The organism is Inhella sp., assembly GCF_027532025.1.
Taxonomy (GTDB): Bacteria; Pseudomonadota; Gammaproteobacteria; order Burkholderiales; family Burkholderiaceae_C; genus Inhella.
In genome coordinates, this window is record NZ_JAPZSY010000012.1 from 65,350 (window position 1) to 82,431 (window position 17,082).

A 17,082-nucleotide genomic window follows, 5' to 3' on the forward strand; every position below is an offset into this window, starting at 1 on the left:
CGGCCTCTGTGCCGCCATTTTTCTTGCCCGTTCCATGCCCGCCCGCCTGTTCGTCGACCTGCCCCTGAGCGCCGCTGGTCAGGTGCTGGACCTGCCCCCGGGGCCAACGCGGCACGCGCAGGTGCTGCGCTTGCAGCCGGGGGACGCGATCACCGTGTTCGACGGCCGCGCGCCGGGGCAATGGACGGCCGAGGTGACGCACATGGGCCGCAGCGTGGTGCAAGTGGTGCTGCGGGACTTCGAACCCCTGGAGCGCGAGCTCAGCGTGGCGGTGACGCTGGCCGTGGTCATGCCCGCCAACGACCGCATGGACTTCCTGGTGGAGAAAGCCACCGAGCTGGGCGCCATGGCCCTGCAGCCCCTGGTGGCCGAGCGTTCGGTGCTGCGGCTGAGCGGCGAGCGCGCCGACAAGAAAGTGGCGCACTGGCAGGGCGTGGCGCAAGCCGCGGCCGAACAGTGCGGCCGGGTGCGGGTGCCCCGGCTGCAGCCGGTGCGCCCGCTGGCCGCTTGGTTGAACGAAGCCAGCCCCGGCCTGCGGTGGCTCGCCAGCCCGGGGGCCGATCCCTTGAAGACGCCTGCGCCTTGGCCGTCTGCTTTGACTCTGTTGACAGGCCCTGAAGGTGGACTGAGTCCTGCCGAAGAGGCGGCTGCCGTGGCTGCCGGCTTTGTGCGTGTGGGCCTGGGCCATCGCATCTTGCGGGCGGACACGGCCCCCTTGTCTGTATTGGCTTGGGTGGGCCTGGCGACCGGCGCCTGACGCGGGCCTACTTGGCAGCGCTGCGACAGGCCTCGATGGCGCGGTTCAGAGGGGCCATCAAGTTTTTGGGGTCGCTCGGCGTCAGGTAGAAGCCTGTGCTCCGTGGGCGCGCCACGGTCACGAGCGTGTTGGCCGGCCACAGCGCCTTCTGTCATAGGTAGATCGATTGCGGCACGATCACCACAGCGGCCATGTCCAGGACCAAGGTACGGCCCGGCTCGGCGTAGGTGGTGGCACTGCTCACGCGGGTGTAGCCGTCGGCCGAGTACTCCACCTGTTGTGGGGAGCCCAAGCGCGCGGCATTGCGCAGAGACTAGGGCCTGTTAACACTAATTGCGCGAAGGCCATCTGACTGCGACAGTTGTCGCATGGAGATCAGCAAAGCCCAGTTCGAACAGATCGCCGAGTGTCTGCCGCGGCAGCGCGGCAACGTCAGCCTCACGAATCTGCAGGTGCTCAACGCCATCCTCTACGTGGCCGAGCACGGCTGCAAATGGCGCGGTCTGCCCAAACGCTTTGGCAACTGGCACACCATTTACACGCGCATGAGCCGCTGGGCCAAGTCTGGCGTTCTTGATCGTGCTTTCGAGCAGCTACAGCGCGCGCAGATCGTGCAGATCAAGCTCGAAGCCGTGTCGCTGGATTCCACCAGCGTCAAGGTGCATCCAGATGGCACCGGCGCGCCAAAAAAAACGGTCCGCAAGCTATCGGCAAGTCCCGTGGCGGTTGGAACACCAAGATCCACCTCGTCGCGGCGGACGCGCGTACGGCCATAACCTTCTCGTTGTCGCCGGGCCAAGCGCATGACGCGCCCGAAGGGCGCGAGTTGCTCAAGCGCCTGGGCAAACCCAACCGGCCGCTGCACCTGCTGATGGATCGGGCTTACGAGGGCAACGAGACACGCCAGCTCGCACTGGACCTGGCCACACACCGGTCGTGCCGCCGCTGAGCACGCGGCTTGAGCCCTGGGAGTACGACCGCGAGATGTACAAGCGGCGCAACGAGGTCGAGCGCCTCTTCCGCCGTCTCAAGGGCTACCGTCGAATCTTCTCCAGATTCGAAAAGCTGGACGTGATGTTCCTCGCCTTCATCTGCTTCGCGCTCATCGCAGACGGGCTGCGGTAGTGTTAACAGGCCCTAGTCCTCGATGCGCACGGGTCGCAATGACAGCCTCACGTCGGGGTTGTCCCAGGTGGGGCTGCTGGGGCGCATGGCGGCGGCCCGCTCGGCGGTGAAGCCCATGGGAAACGCCAAGTCCAAATCGCCTGCCGTGACGCCCTGGACCACGCGCCGCGTGGGCAGGGCCTCCCAGCTGAAGCGCGTTCAATGGGCGTTCGATGCAGACAAACAGGGTTCGCTTGTCAGGATCTTGGATTTGCAGGCGTCCCTCGGCATCCAGGGCATAGCCAGGCAGGCCTTCGGGTGTGCCCGCACGGACAAGGCGCTCATTCGCATGGCCCAGGGACAGCGCCAAGCCCATCGCGACCCACAAAACGCTGGCGCGGAAGAAGCGAAAACATGCCATGTTGGTGATGCTCGGTGGTCAGAAGCTGGGCGTCAAGTCGCGCTGCGTGGGCCGGCTCATGGGCGGCGCTTCATGGCCGCCGGAGACCGGCCGCTGGGCGGCGTGGCGTGGGCGTAGTGCTGCAAGCGCAGAGCCTCCAGCTGCTGCAGCACTTCGGGCAAGCGTTGGGGGGCCTCGACGAAGCCTTGCATCGCCCGCATGGCCGGGGCTGAAAAGGCCGACGGGGAATCCCGGTCAAAGAACTGCGTCAGTCCGCGAGCGCGTTGCAAGGCGTGGGTGCTGGCTCGCATCCAATCTGCCGCAGGCGGCGGCACCTTCTGGTGCGGCGACAACATGCCTGCGGACTCGTTGAAGGCTGCTTGAATCTGAGGCTGCGCCATGTGGCGCAGAAAGGCGCGGGCACCCACAGGGTTGGCGCAGTGCGTGGGGATCACCAGCAGGTCCAGCGGCGCTTCTTCCAGTGGGGGTAACTTGGGGTCCAGGGGAGGGAAGGGGAACCAAGCCAGGTCGTCGCGAATGGCTTTGGGGAACTGCCCGGCGGCAAAGCCGCCCATGAGCATCATGCCCCCGAGGCGTCGGCTGATGTAGGGAATCGCTTGGCGCCAATTCAGCTCCTGGCTCTTGCGATGGAAGGCGCCCATCGTCAAGAGTTCGCGCCAGGCCACAAAGGCGGCTTGAACTTGGGGGGCGGTGTAGGGCACTTCACCACGCATCAGCGCGGCATGAAACGAGTGGCCGTTCAGGCGCAGGTTGAACTGGCCGAACCAGCCGGCCACCGCCCAGTCGTCCCGGGCGCCCAGCATCAGCGGCGCGATCCCCAGCGCCTGCAGGCGGCGGCACAGCGCCAAAAACTCGGGCCAGGTGCGAGGCGGCGACAAGCCCCAATCGGCGAATGCGCTACGCCGGTAAAAGAAGCCCCAAAGGTAGGTGGACAGGGGCAGGCCGTACAGATCGCCCTGCACCGAGGCTTCGGCAATCAAGGCCGGTTGAAACTGCTGAGCCCAGCCATCGGCCTGGGCCACGGCCGTCAAGGGTGTCAGCTGCCCCATGCGAACCAACTCGCGCAAGCGTTCCCCCGCGAACCAGAACATGACATCGGCTGGCGCGGGTCGCGCCTCGAGCATCTGCGGCACCCGTGCTTTGTAGTCCGCCTGGTCCAGCTCCATGGGCTCAAAGCGCCACTGGGGGTAGGCGGCCTCGAAGCCTTGCAGCACGCGGGCGACGGCGTCTCGGTGCTTGCCGCCGGTCACGAGCCACAGCACGCGCAGTGGAGTGCTCAGCGCTCGAGCCTCCGTCGCGAACGCACCACTCCAAGCGCTGCCGAGCCAAGCCAAGTGCTGCCGGCGGCGCCAGAGGCTCACTTTTTGAGGCTCCCGGCCACCAGGTCGAAGCGGAACAACCGGCACTCGATGGGGCCGTTCCACATGGGCACCTTGCGTGCGGGTTTGAGGCGCATGCGGCTGGGCAGTTCGCGGTCCGGGCTCAGCAGCCATCCCGTCCAGCCCGCGGGGTGGGCGGTGTACTGCCGTTTCCAGTGGGCTGCCAACTGGGTGAAGAAGTCCTCACCCGCGTCTGCGGGCTGTTGCTGGGCGGTTTCGCGCCCGGCCTTTCCCGCCACGTCGATGCGTTCGCCATAAGGCGGGTTCAACATCAAAGTGCCGGGCAAGTCGTCGGGCAGCACCGGGGCTGGTCGCTCCAGCGCGTCGCCGCCTTGCAGTTTGATGGCATGGGGCACGCCGGCGCGCTCGGCGTTGCGGCGTGCAAAGTCAACCATGCGAAAGGCCACGTCGCTGGCAAAAATGGGCACGGCGGGCGGGTGCTCGGCCGCGCGGGCCTGCTGCCGCAGTTGTTGCCACAGGGTGCGCAAATCTTGATAAGGCAGTTGCCGCTCGAAGGCGAAGCGACGCCGGCCACCGGGGGCCATGCCGCAGGCGATTTGTGCGGCCTCGATGGCCAAGGTGCCGCTACCGCAGCAGGGGTCGTTGAAGGCACCGCCAGCGTCCGGCGTTCCGCGCCAGCCCGCGGCGGCCAGCATGGCTGCCGCCAAGGTCTCCTTGAGCGGCGCGTCGCCGGTGTCTTGCCGCCAGCCGCGCTTGAACAGCGGCTCGCCGGAGCTATCGGCGTACAAGGTGGCGACCTCGGCTTCGAGGTGCAGGAACAGCGGCAGGTCGGGGTCTCGCGTGTCCACGTTGGGGCGCTCGCCCGTGCTTTCGCGCAAGGCGTCGCACACGGCGTCCTTCACGCGCAGACCCGCGAAGTGCAGGCTTTGCAGCGACGAGCCGCGTTGGCTCACGTCCACGCGAATCGTCTGCTGTGGGGTCAGCCAGGCGTCCCAGGCCACGTTGTAGGCCAGCTCGTACAGGTCGCGCTCGTCGCGATAGGCGTCGTGGGCCAGCTCCACCAACACGCGGGTCGCCAGGCGGCTGTGCAGGTTCAGCGTGAGCACATCGCGCAAGCGCGCGTCCACCACGGCCACGCCCCCGCGTTGGGCCTCGACCCGTGGGCCATTGAGCAAGGCGCGCACTTCGTCGGCCAGCAGGGGCTCAACACCGGAGCCGCAGGGTAAAAACAGTCGCCCAGTGGGCTCGATGGATTCGGACACAGAACTCAAGGGGCTTTGCGCAGCGGCGCGGTGGGGATCTTCATGCCTTCGCGGTACTTCGCGACGGTGCGACGGGCGCATTGGATGCCCTGCTCCTCCAGCATGGCAGCCAGGGCGCTGTCGGACAGGGGCTTCTTCACGTCTTCGGCGGCGATGAACTGACGGATGAGCGCCCGCACGGCCGTGCTGCTGGCCTCACCACCGGCGTCGGTGTTCAGGCCTGAGCCGAAGAAGAACTTCAACTCGAAGGTGCCGTGCGGCGTGGCCATGTATTTCTGCGTGGTCACGCGCGAGATGGTGGACTCGTGCAGGCCCAGCTCGTCAGCGATCTCGCGCAGCACGAGGGGCCGCATGGCCAGCTCGCCGTGGGTGAAAAATCCAGCCTGACGCTCGACGATGGCTTGCGAGACGCGCTCGATGGTGTCGAAACGCTGCTGGATGTTCTTGATGAACCAACGCGCCTCTTGCAATTGCCCGCCCAGGGGCGAGCCGCTGACGGAGCCCTTGGTCTGCTTGAGCGCGCGGGCATACAACTCGTTGACCCGCAACTTGGGAAAGACCTCGGGATTGATGGTGGCCCGCCACTGACGCCCCACCCGCCGCACGATCACGTCGGGCACCACGGGGCTGTTGCGGTCCTGCCCGAAAGCGCGTCCGGGCTTGGGCTCCAGGCGGGCGATGAGCGCGTGGGCGGCCTTGAGCTCGGGCTCGTCGCTGTGCGTGAGCGCGCCCAGGCGCCGCCAATCGCGCCGCGCCAGCAGCTCCAGGTACTTGCCGCACACCGTGTGGGCCAGCACGCGGACGGGATCGCCCTCGAGCGGCCGCAATTGCAACTGCAAACACTCGCCCAGGCTGCGCGCGCCCACGCCGGGCGGGTCCAGGCTCTGCAGCAGGGCCAGGCCGATTTGCAGCTGCTCGCGCAGTTCCTCTTGCGCCTCGGGGTCGTCGCCGGCCAAGCTGGACACCAGCTCGTCGAGCGAATCGGCCAGGTAGCCGTCGCCGTCCAGGGATTCGATGAGCAATTCCACCGCCGCGCGGTCGGCGACGCCCAGCCGCCGTCCGACCAGTTGCTCGCGCAAATGCTCGGCCAAGGAGGGCGGCGCGGCGTCGAAATCTTGACGGCCCTCGTCGTCACCGCCCTCGCCTGTGGGCGCGTTGCTGGGCAGCTCGCGGATGCCGTCGAAGTCGTCCCCTTCGGTGCCATTGGCCCAGTCGTCCCGCTCGGGGGTGCCGAAGTCGTCGGCGCGCAGCTCGGGCGCCTCGCCATCGGCGGCTTCCTCGCGCTCCTGGCGCTCGGGCTGGCTGCTGGGCGGCGCGTCCAGAGAGGGCGCGGGCGGCAAGTCGCCGTCGTCGGTGTCGGGCTCCAACAGCGGGTTGGCGTCCAGCATCTGCTGGACCTCCTGCTGCAGCTCCAGGGTCGACAACTGCAACAGCCGGATGGACTGTTGCAGCTGGGGGGTCAGCGACAGGTGCTGACTTTGACGGAGTTGCAGGCTGGGCTTCATGCGCGGCGGCGAGGGGGCCAGCCCATCACATCTTGAAATGCTCGCCGAGGTACACCTTGCGCACATCGGGGTTGGCCACGATGTCGTCGGGCCGCCCTTCGGCCAGCACACTGCCCTCGCTGATGATGTACGCGCGGTCGCAGATGCCCAGGGTCTCTCGCACGTTGTGGTCGGTGATGAGCACGCCGATGCCGCGCGCCTTCAGGAAACCGATGATGCGTTGGATCTCCAGCACGGCGATGGGATCCACGCCGGCAAAGGGCTCGTCCAACAGGATGAAGCGCGGCTGGGTGGCCAGCGCGCGCGCAATCTCCACGCGGCGGCGCTCCCCGCCCGACAGCGCCGGAGCAGGTGAGTCGCGCAGCTTCTCGATCGACAGGTCGTGCAAGAGCGTGTCCAGCGCCTGTTCGATGCGTGCGCGCGGCCAGGGCTTGCCGCGCTCGTCCAACTGCAGCTCCAACACCGCCCGGATGTTGTCGGCCACGCTCAGCTTGCGAAAGATGGACGCCTCTTGCGGCAGGTAGCTCAGGCCCAAGCGCGAGCGGCGGTGGATGGGCAGGTTTTGCACCGCCTGCCCATCGATGTGGATGCTGCCGGCATCGGCCCGAATCAGCCCGACCACCATGTAAAAGGTGGTCGTCTTGCCCGCGCCGTTGGGGCCCAGCAGGCCCACCACCTCGCCAGCCCCCACCGCCAGGTGCACGTCCTTCACCACCTTGCGCACGCCATAGCTCTTTTGCAGACCGTCGGCCTCCAACCGAGAGGCGGGCGTGTTCACGGGCATCTCGCTCATCGCGGGGCCGAGCCGGGTGACAGCGCTGGCGTGGGTTGCAGGCGCACGCTCGGCTCGGCCGCCGGCGCGCTGGCGGCGTCGCGCGGCATGAGGATCACCCGCACTCGGCCGTTGGGCTGCGGCGCGGTTTGGCCACCCTCAACGGCAAAGGTTTCGGCGCGGCTGTTGTAAACGATCACGGCCCCCGTCACCTCGTCGGCCACCTGGCCCTGCCGCAACCGACGCACCGTGGCCCCGCCGACGAAACGCACGGTATCGGCGGCACTGTCGTACTCGATGCGCTCGGCCTGGCCCGCGATGCGCTCACCCGGCACGTCTCTCGCCTGCTCGAAGCGAACCGGCTCGGCCGGCGCCCCTTGGGCCAGCACGAAGACGCTGCCGTCGTCGCGTTGCTGCGCCTCCAGGCGGTTGGCCCGCATCTGCAAGGTCCCCTGGGTCAGCAGCACCTTGCCGCTGAACTCGGTGCGCCGCGTTTGCGCGTTGTAAACGCCACCGCCCTCGTTCTCGATGGCCATGGGACGGGTGCGGTCGCCTTGGGCGGCCCACGCCGTCGACAGCGCGGCCGTCAGCAGGCCCAGGGCGACGACACCGTTCCAGGCGCTGCGCATGGCATCAGCCCTTCAAGCTGGCGATGAGCTGGTTGGCGATGGCCACGGCCCGCTGGCCGCTCACCTCGCGGGGCAGGCGCTCTTGATTGCGTGCCATCTCGGGCGAGGTCAGGTAGAGCCCGCCAATGCCCAGGGTGGGCACGCCGTCGATGCCGTAGGCGTTGGCCAACTGGTTGGCCGCGTTGATGCGGCTGCCCACCCCGAAAGCGTTGAAGGTGGCCTTGAACTTCTCGCCGTCCAAACCCAAGGGGCCCAGCAGCTTGATCACGGCATCCGGCGTGTCCAAGGGATTGCCAGCCCGGTGGATGGCATTGAAGATGGTGCTGCGGTACTTGCTCTCCAGGCCCATCGCATCCAGCGTGAAGAACAGGCGCTGGTAGTGCCGCGTGACGGCCTGGAAGAGCACATGCATCGGCTTGAACTCCACATGGGGCGGCAGGGTCGGCAACCAGGCCTTGATCTGCGTCTCGAATTCAAAGCAAATCGGGCAGGTGTACAGAAAGAATTCGATCACCTCGACCTTGCCCGGCGTAGCGGCCAGTCGCTTGGGCAAACGGCGGTAGTGGCGCCCTTCTTGCGGCGTGAAGGTCTGTGCCTGGGCGACCGGGCCGAGGCCGGCGAGCGTGGTGGCGGTGGCCAGGGCCGCTTGGCGGCGGTTCAGTCGGATCATGGGGGCTCCGGGTCGGCAATGGGAAACAGTCAACGGGTCAACGCTGGGCGCGGACGACAGCGGCTTCGAGGCCAGCAGCCTGCACCTCGGCTTGCAGTTTGTCAGCATCGGCCTTGGCATCGAACGGCCCGATGCGCACGCGGTAGACGATGCGGCCCTGGTTGTCGCGCTCGTACACCTTGGCATTGAAGCCTTGCATGGCGAGTTTGGCGCGCTGCTGCTCGGCGTCATTGGCCTGCACAAAGGCGCCGGCCTGCACAAAGAACACGAAGGCCCCGCCGCCTTCGGACTTGGCGGCTGCAGCGGCGGCGTTCGGAGCCGCGGTGACGGTCGGGGCCGAGGCCGCCGGTCCCGCGACCGGGACCGGCGCCACCACAGGCGCCACCGCGGGGGTGGGCGCGGGGGCCGCTGGCTGCGAGGCAGGCGGTGCTGCCGCCACCACCCCGCTGGCCACGGTCGCCCGCGCCTTGGCATGGCCAGCGCTCAAGGGGGCGTTGGGGTTCCAATCCTTGTTGGCTTTGGCTTCGGCTTCGTCCTGCTCGGCACTGCGTTGCGGCACCTTGTCGACGAAGGGGATGGGCACCTTGGTCACGTACAGCGCCACGCCCAGGGCCACGGCCAGCCCCAGCAGCAGGCCCACGATCAACCCCAAGCCAAAGCCGCCGCGTTGGCCGCCGGCGCCGCCGGGCTTCTTGGTCACGTTCATGCGCTCTCCTCGTTGTCACGCGCCATCTGCTGCGGCGCGCTCACGCCCAACACCGACAGCGCGTTGGCGATCACCTGCCGGGTTGCGGTCAACAGGGCCATGCGGGCGTCTCGCAAGGCCTGATCGTCCACCAAGAATCGCTCGGCCGCGTAGTAGCTGTGGAAGGCGCCGGCCAGGCCGCGCAGGTAGAAGGCCACATCGTGGGGCGTCAGGTCCTGGGCGGCACGGGTCAACATGCCGGGGTACTCGGCCAGCAAGCTCATCAGCGCCAACTCGGTCGGGGCCGTCAAGCGAGACAGGTCGGCCGCGGCAGCATCGCCTTGCCATTGACGCAGCACGGAGCAGATGCGGGCGTGCGCGTACTGCACGTAGAACACCGGGTTCTCGTCGTTGGCCTTCAGGGCCAGGTCGATGTCGAAGACGAACTCGGTGTCGGCCTTGCGACTGATCAGGAAGAAGCGCACGGCGTCTCGGCTGGTCCAGTCGACCAGGTCGCGCAGGGTCACGTAGGAGCCGGCGCGCTTGGAAATCTTGACCTCCTCGCCGCCCTTCATCACCGTGACCATCTTGTGCAGCAAGTAGTCCGGGAAGCCCTGCGGGATGCCCATGCCCTGCGCCTGCAGGCCGCCGCGCACGCGGGCGATGGTGCCGTGGTGATCGGTGCCCTGGATGTTGATGCACTGCGTGTAACCACGCTCGAACTTGTTGACGTGGTAGGCCACGTCGGGCACGAAGTAGGTGAAGCCGCCATGGCCGCCCGAAGCGCCGGCACCCTCCGGCGCTCGCTTGCGCATCACGCGATCTTGGTCGTCGCCGTAATCGGTCGAGCGGAACCAGAGCGCGCCGTCTTTCTCGTAGGTGTGCCCGCCGTCCACCATGCGCTGCACGGCGGCCTCCAGGCGCCCGTTGGCGTAGACGCTGCTTTCGAGGAAGTAGTTGTCAAATTTCAGGCCGAAGGCCTGCAGGTCCAGGTCCTGCTCGTGGCGCAGGTAGGCCACGGCGAACTGGCGGATGCCGTCCAGGTCGTTCACGTCGCCACTGGCCGTGAACTCGCGGTCGTCGGCCTTCACCGTTTCGCGGCGCACAAAGGCGTCGGCGATGTCCTGGATGTAGTCGCCGTTGTAGAAGCCCTTGCTCTCGGGGTTGTCGGGGTCGGTGGGCCAGCAGGCGTCGCCCGGCTTGAAGCCCTGCAGACGCAGCTGCGTGCTGCGCGCCAGGGTGGCGATCTGCACACCCGCATCGTTGTAATAAAACTCGCGGGTGACTTGGTGGCCTTGGGTCGCCAGCAGGCTGCAGACAGCGTCGCCCAACGCGGCTTGGCGGGCGTGGCCCACGTGCAACGGACCGGTGGGGTTGGCGGACACGAACTCGACCAGCACGCGTCGACTCGTCGGCGCCCGGCTGCCGAAGGCGGCACCCGCTTGCAGCACCTCGGTCACCACGGCCTGCTTCGCCGCGGCCTTCAGGCGCAGGTTGATGAAGCCCGGGCCGGCGATCTCCACGGACTCGACCCACTGCTGCACCGCCGGCTGCGCCTGCAGCGCCGCCACCAACTGCGTGGCGAGCTCACGAGGGTTCTTCTTGAGAGCGCGGGCGAGGCCCATGGCCGCGGTGACGGCCAAGTCGCCGTGGCTGGCTTGCTTGGGCTGCTCAAAGGCAGCCGCCGTGGGGATCTCGGGGGCGATTTCGCGCAGGGCAAGGGCCAGCGCGTCGAGCAAGGCCTGGGTGGCATGAATCATGCTGGGCATTCTAGGTAGCCTGCGCAGCGTCCATTGGTGGCAGCATTGCGGCATGGCCACCGAACCGACCGCCACCTCCACCCGCAGCGACGGCGCCTCGTCCAGCGGTTTCGAGCCCAGCACCTCGCTGCCCGAGGCGGAGCTGCCGCCCTACATTGGCAAATACAAGGTGACCCGACGCTTGGGTGAAGGTGCCACCAGCGATGTCTTCCTGGCTCACGACCCCGTGAGCGGACAAGACGTCGCCATCAAGCGGGTCAGAACCTGGCGCGACACCAGCCGCAGCGCGAATGGTGCGGCCAACATGCGGGACCACTTCTTCGCCGCCGAAGCCAGCTTGGCGGGGCGACTGCTGCACCCGAATGTGGTGCAGATCCTGGACGCCGTGTTCGACGAAGAGGCGCCCTACTTGGTGATGGAGTTCGTGCCTGGGGTCACGATGCGGCACTTCTGTCGCGCAGACCGCCTGCTGCCGCTCGATCAAATCGTCGAGCTCGGCTTCAAAGTGGGCATGGCCTTGGATTACTGCTTCCGCCGTGGCATCGTGCACCGCGACGTGAAGCCCGCCAACTTGCTGGCCGTTCTGGACGAATACGGGCGGGTGGTGGACATCAAACTGAGCGACTTCGGCTCCGCCTTGCACCTGGACAGCGAACGCACCCAGGTCCACCGCGTGGGCAGCTTGGCCTACATGCCCCCCGAGCAGTTGGACGGCGGCGACATCGACGCCCGCGCCGACCAGTACGCGCTGGCCGCGGTGCTGTACCACTTGATCAGCGGGCGAGCACCCTTCGAGGCCCCCAGCCAGATCGCCTTGATGAACCAGATCTACCACCAAGCCCCCAAGCCGCTCACCGAGCTGCGCGAAGGGGTCGGGATGGAGTTGGACGGGGTGATCCAACAGGCCTTGTCCAAGCGGCCGGAGGACCGCTTTGCCGACTGGCCCGAGTTCACCAAGGCCTTGTCCGACCTGGTGGCCAAGCAGCTCATCCCCCTGGCGCGCTTCACCGAGGTGAAGGACTCCGAGCGCTTCAACCTGCTGCGCGCGCTCGACTTTTTCCGCGACTTTGGCGACGTGGAGTTGTGGGAGGTGGTGCGCCGCGCCCGGTGGCGCCGCTACCCGCTGGGCCACCTCATCTTCAAGCGCGGACACGAAGGCAACAGCGTGCACATCATCGCCGTGGGCAAGGTGGAGGTGGTTCGAGAAGGCAAGGTCGTCGCCACCCTGGGCTCGGGCACCTCGGTGGGGGAAATGGCTTACCTGGCGCCCAACCCCGAGATGCGTAAGCACAGCACCGACATCCGCGTCATCGACGTGTGCACCACGGTGTCGTTCACACCCGCCCTCTTGGGCTCGCTGTCGGGCGAAACCCAGCACCGCTTCGACCGCGCCTTCATCCGCGTGCTGGTGCGCCGCCTGCATGCGGCACATGAGCAGTTGACCCACCCGCGACGGATCCTTTAAAGGTCTGGCGCTCCCCCCGCCACCCCCCCAAAGGGGGCCAACCCAAAGGGGTGGCGTTTCAGCTGCCAAAAGCAGTCCCAATAGCGGCAGCGCGCTCGAGCCTGGCCGCGCTGTTTGATGCTTTCGATCCACCCTTCCCCCACGAGGAGCCCGCCATGAAGTCGACCATCCTGACCGCCCTGTTGGTGCTTGCCGCCACCGCCCTCGCCCCGGCCGCTTGGGCCGGCAGCCAGCAAGAGAAGATGAAGACCTGCAACGCAGAAGCCAAAGAAAAGGCCCTGAGCAGCGACGATCGCAAGGCCTTCATGAAGGAGTGCCTGTCGTCCAAGCCCGCCGACAAGAAGACCTCTCAGCAAGAAAAGATGAAGACCTGCAACGCCGAGGCCAAAGCCAAGGCGCTGGCCGGCGACGACCGCAGCAAATTCATGAAGCAGTGCCTGTCGGCCTGAGTCGACTTGGCCCCATGCAAGGCGCCTGCGGGCGCCTTGTTCGTTTCAGGCACCGGCCAGCAGGGCCACCCCGGCGGCGATGCACAAGGCCCCGAGCCCCCGGGCCCAGCGGTCGCCTTCTTGCAGCAGGTGCCCGCCCAGCAGGGCGGCGAACAGCATCGAGCACTCGCGCGCCGGCGCCACGGCCGACAGCGGCGCCGATTGCAAGGCCCACAGCACCAGGATGTAGCCGGCCGGCGCCAGCGTGCCCACGATCAGCACCGAGCGCCAGGTGTCGCGCCAGGTGCTGGCCAGGGTGCCGGCGGGTTTGCGCGCCAGAGCCGGCAGCAGCAGCGGCAGGCGCAGCAGGTTGCCGAAGTAGTCCACCAGCAGCGGGCTGAGCAGCAGCACCTTCACCGCGTAAGCGTCGATGACCGTGTAGCTGGCGATCAAAGCCCCGGTGAGGGCGCCCCAGCGCAGGCCCGCCCGCACCGGCGCCGTCAGCGGCCGACGGCGCAGCAGGCCGGTGAGCAGGGCCATGCCCAGCACGATGGTGGCCAGGCCCGCCCAGCCCCAGCCCGAGGGGCGCTCGCCCAGCAGCAGCACGGCGGCGACCGTGGTCCACACCGGTCCGCTGCCGCGGGCCATGGGGTAGACCACGGTCAAGTCGGCCACGCGGTAGCCGGTGAGCAGGCTGCTGAAATAGAGGAGGTGCACCGCGCCGCTGGCCGTCACCAAGGCCCAGGCCTGCCAGCCCCAATGCGGCAACTCGGCCCAGCCCCACCACAGCGCGGCCGGCGCCCACAGCAGCACCACGGCTCCGGCGGTCAGGGCCTGGAAGGCGACGGCGTCGCCCTCGCCGCGGCGGGCGTGCTTGGCCGCCACGTTCCACAGCGCGTGCAGCAGCGCGGCGGCCAGCACCGCCGCCAGCGCGCTGGCGTTCACCCGCCCACCCGCATCCAGTACTCGCGGCGCGCGTAATGGCGCTTCAAGTGCTCGATCCACACGCGCACGCGCAGCGGCTGGTGCGCGCGCTGCGCGTAGACGGCGTAGACCCCGTTGGGCGGCGCGGCGAAGGCGTCCAGCACGCTGACCAGTCGGCCCGACTGCAGGTCGCCCGCCACCTCCCAGGTGCTGCGCCAGGCCAGGCCCAGGCCTTGCAGGCACCAGTCGTGCAGCACTTGGCCGTCGGTGCAGTCCAGGCGCCCGCCGCTGCGGTCGCTCCGGCGGTGGTGCATCACCTTGCCGTCGACCTGGAAGGCCCAGCCGCGGGTTTGGCTGGCCTCGCTGCTCAGCATCAGGCAGTGGTGGCGCGCCAGGTCGCTGGGGTGCTGGGGCGTGCCGGCGCGCTTCAGGTACTCAGGCGTGGCCACGACGAGGCGGCGGTTGTCGGCCAGGCGCTGGCTCACCAGGCTGGAGTCGGGCAGGTCGCCCACGCGAACGGCGCAGTCGAAGCCCTCGTTCACCAGGTCGATCACGCGGTCCGACAGGTTCAGGCTCAGGCTCAGGCCGGGGTGCTCGGCCAGGAAGCCGGGCACCAAGGGGGCCACGTGCCGGCGCCCAAAGCCGGCGGGGGCCGTCACGCGCAAATGGCCTTTGGCCTGCGCGCCGCCGGCGCTCACGGCGCCCTCGGCCGCGACCCACTCGGCCAGCAGGCGCTGGGCGTCCTCCAGGAAGGCCTGGCCCTCGGGCGTCAGCGTCAGCTTGCGCGTGGTGCGGCGCATCAAGAGCACGCCCAGGCGGGCCTCGAGCGCGTCCATGCGCCGGCCCACCACCGCGGGGACGATGCCCTCCAGCGCGGCCGCGGCCGTCAGGCTGCCTTTGGTGGCCACGGCCACGAAGGTTTCGAGCTGCTTGAACTTATCCATGACTTTTTTGCACGAATGATTCGCTCAGACTGCGTTAATCCTAAGCCTGTGCACGCCTAAATTGGCGCCATCCCGTGTTGTTCAGGAGTTCGCCATGGCCTTCGTGTCCGTCCACCGCTTGCAAGTCGCCGCCTCGCTGCACCGCTTTGTCAACGAAGAAGTGCTGCCCGGCACCGGCGTCAGCCCCGAGGCCTACTGGGCCGGTTTCGACCAGATCGCCCACGACCTGGCGCCGCGCAACGCCGCCCTGCTGGCCGAACGCGACCGCCTGCAGACCGAACTGGACGCTTGGCACCGCGCCCACCCGGGGCCCATCGCCAACATGCCGGCCTACCAGGCCTTCTTGACTCAGATCGGTTACCTGCAGCCCGAGCCCACCGATCCCAAGGCCACCACCGCCAACGTGGACGCCGAGTTGGCCCTGCAGGCCGGGGCCCAGCTCGTGGTGCCGGTGATGAACGCCCGCTACGCGCTGAACGCCGCCAACGCCCGCTGGGGCAGCCTGTACGACGCGCTCTACGGCACCGACGCCATCCCCGAGAGCGAGGGCCGCGAGCGCGCGGGCAAGTACAACCCGGTGCGCGGCGCGGCGGTCATCGCCTTTGCCCGCCAGTTCCTCGACGAGGCCGCCCCCCTGGCCAGCGGCAGCCACGCCGACGCCAAGGGCTACCGCGTGGTGGACGGCGCCCTGGTGGTGGACGGCGTGGGCGCCTTGAAGGACCCCGCCCAGTTCGCCGGCCACCAAGGCGCGGCCGACGCGCCCAGCGCCGTGCTGCTGAAGCACCACGGCCTGCACTTCGAAATCCAGATCAACCGCAACAGCCCCATCGGCGCGCAAGACGCCGCGGGCGTGTCCGACGTGCTGATGGAAGCGGCGCTGTCCACCATCCTGGACCTGGAAGACTCCGTCGCTGCTGTCGATGCCGACGACAAGATCGTGGCCTACCGCAACTACCTCGGCATCCTCAAAGGCACGCTGAGCGAGACCCTGGACAAGGGCGGCCGCACCATCACCCGCACCCTGAACCCCGACCGCCGCTACACCGCGCCGCAAGGCGGCGAGCTGACGCTGCCGGGCCGGTCGCTGCTCTTCGTGCGCAACGTCGGCCACCTGATGACCAACCCGGCGGTGCGCTTGGGCAGCGGTGGCGAGATCCCCGAAGGCATCCTCGACGCGCTGGTCACCGTGACCATCGCCCTGCACGACCTCAAGGGCAGTGGCCCCTTCAAAAACAGCCGCCAAGGCAGCGTCTACATCGTCAAGCCCAAGATGCACGGCCCCACCGAGGTGGCCTTCGCCTGCGAGCTGTTCGGCCGCGTGGAGCAGCTGCTCGGCCTGCCCGACAGCACGGTCAAGCTGGGCATCATGGACGAGGAGCGCCGCACCAGCGCCAACCTGGCCGCCTGCATCGCCGCGGCGCGCACGCGCGTGGCCTTCATCAACACCGGTTTCCTGGACCGCACCGGCGACGAGATGCACACCGTCATGCACGCCGGCCCCATGCTGCGCAAGGCCGACATGAAGGCCTCCAGCTGGATCCAGGCCTACGAGAAGCTCAACGTGCTGCGCGGCCTGCACGGCGCCCTGCGAGGCCGCGCGCAGATCGGCAAGGGCATGTGGGCCATGCCCGACCTGATGGCCGCGATGCTCGAGCAAAAGATCGTCCACCCCAAGGCCGGCGCCAACACCGCCTGGGTGCCCAGCCCCACCGCCGCCACCCGGCACGCGCTGCACTACCACCGCGTGGACGTGGCTGCCGTGCAGCGCGAGTTGGAAGCACAAACGCCCGACTGGGCCGCGCTGCGCGACGCCCTGCTCACCATCCCCGTCGCCCCGGGTGCCGACTGGACGCCTGAGCAGCGGCAGCAGGAGTTGGACAACAACGTTCAGGGCATCCTGGGCTACGTCGTTCGCTGGGTGGAGCAAGGCGTGGGCTGCAGCAAGGTGCCCGACATCCACGGCGTCGGCCTGATGGAAGACCGCGCCACCCTGCGCATCAGCAGTCAGCACCTCGCCAACTGGCTGCTGCACGGCGTCGTGACCGAGGCCCAGGTGCGCGAAACCTTTGCGCGCATGGCGGCAGTGGTGGACGGACAAAACGCCGGTGATGTGGGTTACACGCCGATGACGCCGCGTATTGGCTCGGCCTCCCCCAGCCCTGCCTACCAAGCAGCGCAGGACCTGGTGTTCCAGGGCATGGCGCAGCCCAGCGGCTACACCGAGCCCCTGCTTCACGCTTGGCGCTTGCGAGTCAAGGCGGCTTGAACAAGGCAGTTCGCCGCACGTTGAGTGACGAAGCCCGGCGATGCCGGGCTTTTGTGTGGGTTGCGCTGAGACTGGGTCGCCCCAATTTGTGTTGGGGCGCTGTCAAGTCGGTCTGGGCGAGGCCTTGAGTGCGTTGGGGGTTTGGCTTCC

The 17,082-nt window shown here is 68.2% G+C and carries 15 protein-coding genes and 1 pseudogene; 5 read left to right on the top strand and 11 right to left on the bottom strand.

Features of this window, described 5'->3' with window-relative positions; genetic code table 11:
• The first annotated feature begins 34 nt into the window (after nucleotides 1-34).
• Nucleotides 35-757 carry a 16S rRNA (uracil(1498)-N(3))-methyltransferase gene (locus tag O9335_RS02735; protein WP_298383197.1) on the top strand — a complete coding sequence of 241 codons (723 nt, stop codon included), beginning with the start codon at nucleotides 35-37 and terminating at the stop codon, nucleotides 755-757.
• A 151-nt stretch (nucleotides 758-908) separates the two neighbouring features.
• Here O9335_RS02735 and O9335_RS02740 read toward each other — a convergent pair whose 3' ends face one another.
• A complete protein-coding gene (locus tag O9335_RS02740) occupies nucleotides 909-1,049 on the bottom strand; it encodes a hypothetical protein (RefSeq protein WP_298383199.1) in 141 nt (46 codons plus the stop codon).
• 76 nt (nucleotides 1,050-1,125) lie between these two features.
• On the opposite strand from O9335_RS02740, the pseudogene O9335_RS02745 reads away from it, so the two are divergent.
• Nucleotides 1,126-1,882: pseudogene (locus O9335_RS02745) on the top strand (IS5 family transposase).
• A gap of 456 nt (nucleotides 1,883-2,338) precedes the next feature.
• Here O9335_RS02745 and O9335_RS02750 read toward each other — a convergent pair.
• From O9335_RS02750 to argS, 8 genes are read right to left on the bottom strand one after another with little or no spacing between them, the layout of a single operon-like run.
• The gene (locus O9335_RS02750; protein ID WP_298383202.1) at nucleotides 2,339-3,643 is read right to left on the bottom strand and encodes an ABC transporter substrate-binding protein; all 1,305 of its coding nucleotides are present in this window, start codon (nucleotides 3,641-3,643) and stop codon (nucleotides 2,339-2,341) included.
• Complete coding sequence (locus tag O9335_RS02755) at nucleotides 3,640-4,884, bottom strand: THUMP domain-containing protein (RefSeq protein WP_298383348.1); 1,245 nt, start codon at nucleotides 4,882-4,884, stop codon at nucleotides 3,640-3,642. Before O9335_RS02755 ends, O9335_RS02750 begins: the two co-directional genes overlap by 4 nt.
• Nucleotides 4,885-4,889: 5 nt before the next feature.
• Nucleotides 4,890-6,389: an RNA polymerase factor sigma-54 gene (locus tag O9335_RS02760; protein WP_298383205.1), complete on the bottom strand. Its 1,500-nt coding sequence runs from the start codon at nucleotides 6,387-6,389 to the stop codon at nucleotides 4,890-4,892.
• Nucleotides 6,390-6,414: 25 nt separating this feature from the next.
• Nucleotides 6,415-7,173 (bottom strand): LPS export ABC transporter ATP-binding protein, encoded by a 759-nt coding sequence (gene lptB, locus O9335_RS02765; protein WP_298383351.1) that lies wholly within the window; start codon nucleotides 7,171-7,173, stop codon nucleotides 6,415-6,417.
• Nucleotides 7,174-7,178: 5 nt separating this feature from the next.
• The gene (gene lptA / locus O9335_RS02770) at nucleotides 7,179-7,790 is read right to left on the bottom strand and encodes a lipopolysaccharide transport periplasmic protein LptA (protein WP_298383208.1); all 612 of its coding nucleotides are present in this window, start codon (nucleotides 7,788-7,790) and stop codon (nucleotides 7,179-7,181) included.
• 4 nt (nucleotides 7,791-7,794) lie between these two features.
• Nucleotides 7,795-8,460, bottom strand: coding sequence for a thiol:disulfide interchange protein DsbA/DsbL (locus O9335_RS02775; RefSeq protein WP_298383211.1), 666 nt, complete (start codon nucleotides 8,458-8,460; stop codon nucleotides 7,795-7,797).
• Between the two features lie 37 nt (nucleotides 8,461-8,497).
• The gene (locus O9335_RS02780; RefSeq protein ID WP_298383214.1) at nucleotides 8,498-9,166 is read right to left on the bottom strand and encodes an SPOR domain-containing protein; all 669 of its coding nucleotides are present in this window, start codon (nucleotides 9,164-9,166) and stop codon (nucleotides 8,498-8,500) included.
• A complete protein-coding gene (gene argS / locus O9335_RS02785; protein ID WP_298383217.1) occupies nucleotides 9,163-10,905 on the bottom strand; it encodes an arginine--tRNA ligase in 1,743 nt (580 codons plus the stop codon). Before argS ends, O9335_RS02780 begins: the two co-directional genes overlap by 4 nt.
• 52 nt (nucleotides 10,906-10,957) lie before the next feature.
• Between argS and O9335_RS02790 the strand changes: the two genes are divergently transcribed.
• Together O9335_RS02790 and O9335_RS02795 are read left to right on the top strand one after the other, a co-directional pair.
• The gene (locus tag O9335_RS02790) at nucleotides 10,958-12,370 is read left to right on the top strand and encodes a serine/threonine-protein kinase (protein WP_298383220.1); all 1,413 of its coding nucleotides are present in this window, start codon (nucleotides 10,958-10,960) and stop codon (nucleotides 12,368-12,370) included.
• Nucleotides 12,371-12,525: 155 nt separating this feature from the next.
• On the top strand, nucleotides 12,526-12,819 hold the full coding sequence (locus O9335_RS02795) for a PsiF family protein (RefSeq protein ID WP_298383223.1): 294 nt from the start codon (nucleotides 12,526-12,528) through the stop codon (nucleotides 12,817-12,819).
• 45 nt (nucleotides 12,820-12,864) lie between these two features.
• Here the strand turns inward: O9335_RS02795 and O9335_RS02800 are convergent, their stop codons facing one another.
• Complete coding sequence (locus O9335_RS02800; RefSeq protein ID WP_298383226.1) at nucleotides 12,865-13,743, bottom strand: DMT family transporter; 879 nt, start codon at nucleotides 13,741-13,743, stop codon at nucleotides 12,865-12,867.
• Nucleotides 13,740-14,666 (bottom strand): LysR family transcriptional regulator, encoded by a 927-nt coding sequence (locus O9335_RS02805; protein WP_298383229.1) that lies wholly within the window; start codon nucleotides 14,664-14,666, stop codon nucleotides 13,740-13,742. The genes O9335_RS02800 and O9335_RS02805 overlap by 4 nt, the downstream gene beginning before the upstream one ends.
• 94 nt (nucleotides 14,667-14,760) lie before the next feature.
• Here O9335_RS02805 and O9335_RS02810 point away from each other — a divergent pair, with 94 nt between their 5' ends.
• Complete coding sequence (locus O9335_RS02810) at nucleotides 14,761-16,932, top strand: malate synthase G (RefSeq protein WP_298383232.1); 2,172 nt, start codon at nucleotides 14,761-14,763, stop codon at nucleotides 16,930-16,932.
• The last annotated feature ends 150 nt before the right edge of the window (nucleotides 16,933-17,082 follow it).